At 43.7% G+C, this 2,718-nt stretch carries 4 protein-coding genes and 1 pseudogene; all 5 read left to right on the forward strand.

Features of this window, described 5'->3' with window-relative positions; genetic code table 11:
• Window positions 1-238 (forward strand): cobalamin biosynthesis protein (locus AC52RT_RS02625; protein ID WP_495539308.1); only part of this gene is annotated, 238 nt, incomplete at its 5' end.
• Entirely contained in the window at window positions 213-1,298 is a 1,086-nt protein-coding gene (gene cobD, locus AC52RT_RS02630) for a threonine-phosphate decarboxylase CobD (RefSeq protein WP_495539309.1), read from the forward strand. The genes AC52RT_RS02625 and cobD, both read left to right, overlap by 26 nt.
• Window positions 1,271-1,855 carry a bifunctional adenosylcobinamide kinase/adenosylcobinamide-phosphate guanylyltransferase gene (locus tag AC52RT_RS02635; protein ID WP_495539310.1) on the forward strand — a complete coding sequence of 195 codons (585 nt, stop codon included), beginning with the start codon at window positions 1,271-1,273 and terminating at the stop codon, window positions 1,853-1,855. The genes cobD and AC52RT_RS02635 overlap by 28 nt, the downstream gene beginning before the upstream one ends.
• The gene (gene cobS / locus AC52RT_RS02640; protein ID WP_495539311.1) at window positions 1,855-2,643 is read left to right on the forward strand and encodes an adenosylcobinamide-GDP ribazoletransferase; all 789 of its coding nucleotides are present in this window, start codon (window positions 1,855-1,857) and stop codon (window positions 2,641-2,643) included. Before AC52RT_RS02635 ends, cobS begins: the two co-directional genes overlap by 1 nt.
• Window positions 2,640-2,718, forward strand: a pseudogene (locus AC52RT_RS02645) (histidine phosphatase family protein); the annotation flags it as partial. The gene cobS and the pseudogene AC52RT_RS02645, both read left to right, overlap by 4 nt.

The following is a 2,718-nucleotide window of genomic DNA, read 5'->3' on the forward strand; positions in this document are numbered from 1 at the left end:
TCCGAACAGCGGCTGGGGAGAAGCAGCCGCTGCGGCATTGCTCGGTGTGCAGCTGGGGGGAGTCAATTATTATAAAGGAGTCATATCTAATCGAGCGAAGATGGGAGAATCAGTCATTCCACTTCAAGCAAACCACATTAAACAGACAATCCAAATCATGCATAGGACCTCATGGTTATTTATGCTCATGCTCTGGATAGGAGGGATTCTGCTTGCAACTGCCGCTCCATGGATCTAATCCACATTATTTGTATCAATCACTAAGAGTTACGATGCCAGACAGCTTTTATGATTTCAGTGCTAATATTAATCCGCTTGGACCACCAGTGGGCTTAAAGCAGCAGTGGCCATCTTTTTTTAAGTCAATCTTAGAGTATCCAGATCCTGAAAATAGAGAACTAACGGAGCTGGCTGCAAGTATGGAACAAGTTTCAGAGAAATCTATTCTTTTTGGGAATGGAGGGGCGGAACTGATTTCATTAACAGCGAGAATGCTGGCAGGTAAAAACGTTCTCATTATTCAACCTGCTTTTTCTGAATATGCCGCCGCGTGTTTGGCTAATCAATGTAACATTACAGACTACATCCTCAAAGAGCCGGAATGGAAGCTGGATGTCGAAGGCTTGATGCCGTTGATTAAAGAACAGGATGCGATTTATTTATGCACGCCCAATAATCCTACAGGCATGTCTTATGCCAAGGAAGATGTCTTACAGCTCCTAACTATTTGTCAGAAAGAAAATTGTCTAGTGATTCTTGATGAGGCTTTTTATGACTTTGTCGTCGACCCTTTTACATACCGAACGTATCTCAGTCGTTTCGCAAATCTGATTATCCTTCGCTCGATGACCAAAATGTTTGCCATACCGGGAGTCCGCCTGGGTTATTTACTCGCGCATCCAGACCTTATCGATGTATTGAAGGCGTTTAAACCACATTGGAGTGTCAGCAGCTTGGCGCAGAAAGCGGGTTCTATCTGCTTAAGAGAGGTCGTTCATCAGGAAGAAACGGTTGAATATATCGAAAAGCAGAAGAGACAGCTTCAATCTTTCTTCAAGACTATCGGCCTTGTAGTCTCTCAAAGCTCAGTGAATTTCTATTTACTTAGAGATCCAGAATTTGACGATGCACAATACTTGCTAACCTATCTGTTAGAGAGAGGAATTGTGCCGCGTCATACGTTAAATTTCACCGGGCTGGACGGTAAATGGCTACGATTTGCGGTTAAAGGGGAACGGGACCATGCCGTATTGATGGAGGAATTCACACAATGGAAAAAGCACCGATCTACTTTGTGACCGGAGGAGTAAGAAGCGGAAAAAGTACATTCGCAGAGGCATTGACAGCGCAATGCAGTCATGAACTGAACAGAAGTTTAATTTATATTGCCTGCGGAAGAGCGCGAGATGGAGAAATGTCCGTACGAATTAGAAAACATCAAGAGCAGCGAGAACAAAGCAAGTTGTCTTGGCAGACAAGAGAGTTTCCGACGGATATTGAAGAATCCGTGAAGACCTTTGATCATCATCCGGTTGTTTTGTTAGATTGTTTGACGACATTGCTTGATAATGAGCTGTTTTCAACCAGTGCTGAATTGGATGAAAAGCATGCAAACCAAGTATTCGATAAAATCATGGCCGGCCTTGCAAAGATCCGGCGAGAGGTGAGTACCTTAGTGATTGTCAGCAATGAAGTGCTTCACGAGTATAGTCATTTTTCCGCCGTTCAGCTGTATCAAAGAACGTTAGGTTTGCTTCATCAAGAAATCGTCAAGCGTGCTGAAAGAGCTTATCTAATAGAGTCAGGATTGCCTATTATGATGAAGGGGCAACACCCGGGAATGGAGCGAATATAGTGAGTGTACTAATTGGTTTCCTCATTAATCTGCAATTTTTCACGGCCATACCAATTAAACGCGAATTTCCGATGGTCAACAAGTACTTGCACCGCGCGATTCAAACCTTTCCGCTAGTTGGATTACTGTTAGGCTGTTTAATGAGCGGGACCCTTTATTTGCTTGTCGAATGGACGCCCTTCTCAACTGGAGCCATTGCTTTTATAATATGGCTGCTGACTATTGGCCTAACAGGCGGGCTTCATCTTGACGGCTGGATTGATGCGAGTGACGCCTTTTTTTCCTATCGCGATAAGCAAAAACGCTTAGAAATCATGAAAGATCCACGAACAGGTGCCTTTGGTGTTTTGTCGGTTATCGTTTTATTAGCTGCTCGGTATCTATTTATCTATGAGATTGTTGAAAAAAGCACACCTTATACGTTTGGTTTGATCCTTGTTATTCCGTTTATCAGTAAGATTGTGATGGGGGTCGTTCTATGCCGCTTTCCACTCGCAAAGCAGGACGGTCTCGGTGCCTATTTTCAAAAAGCATCCCGTAAAAATAGTACGCGTGTTTACTGGATGTATGCGTTAGGCTTATTTGCTGCTTGCCTGTTTAGTTCGGCGCTACTGTGGCAAATTTTATGGATGGCAGCAGCTGCTTACTTGAGCTTTCTTTTTATCCGAAAAAAAACAGTAGAGTGGTTTGGCGGGATTACGGGTGATGTGCTTGGAGCTTCTGTGGAAGGAGTTGAATTATCTCTATGGATTACGGTCTGGCTATTACATTATTTCGTCATGGGATGACAAAAGCCAACAAACGGAAGGAGTATCTTGGGTGGACGGACTCGCCATTACTGCAAGAAGAGCAGGAAAAGTGGG

This window comes from Peribacillus sp. (genome assembly GCF_059453735.1).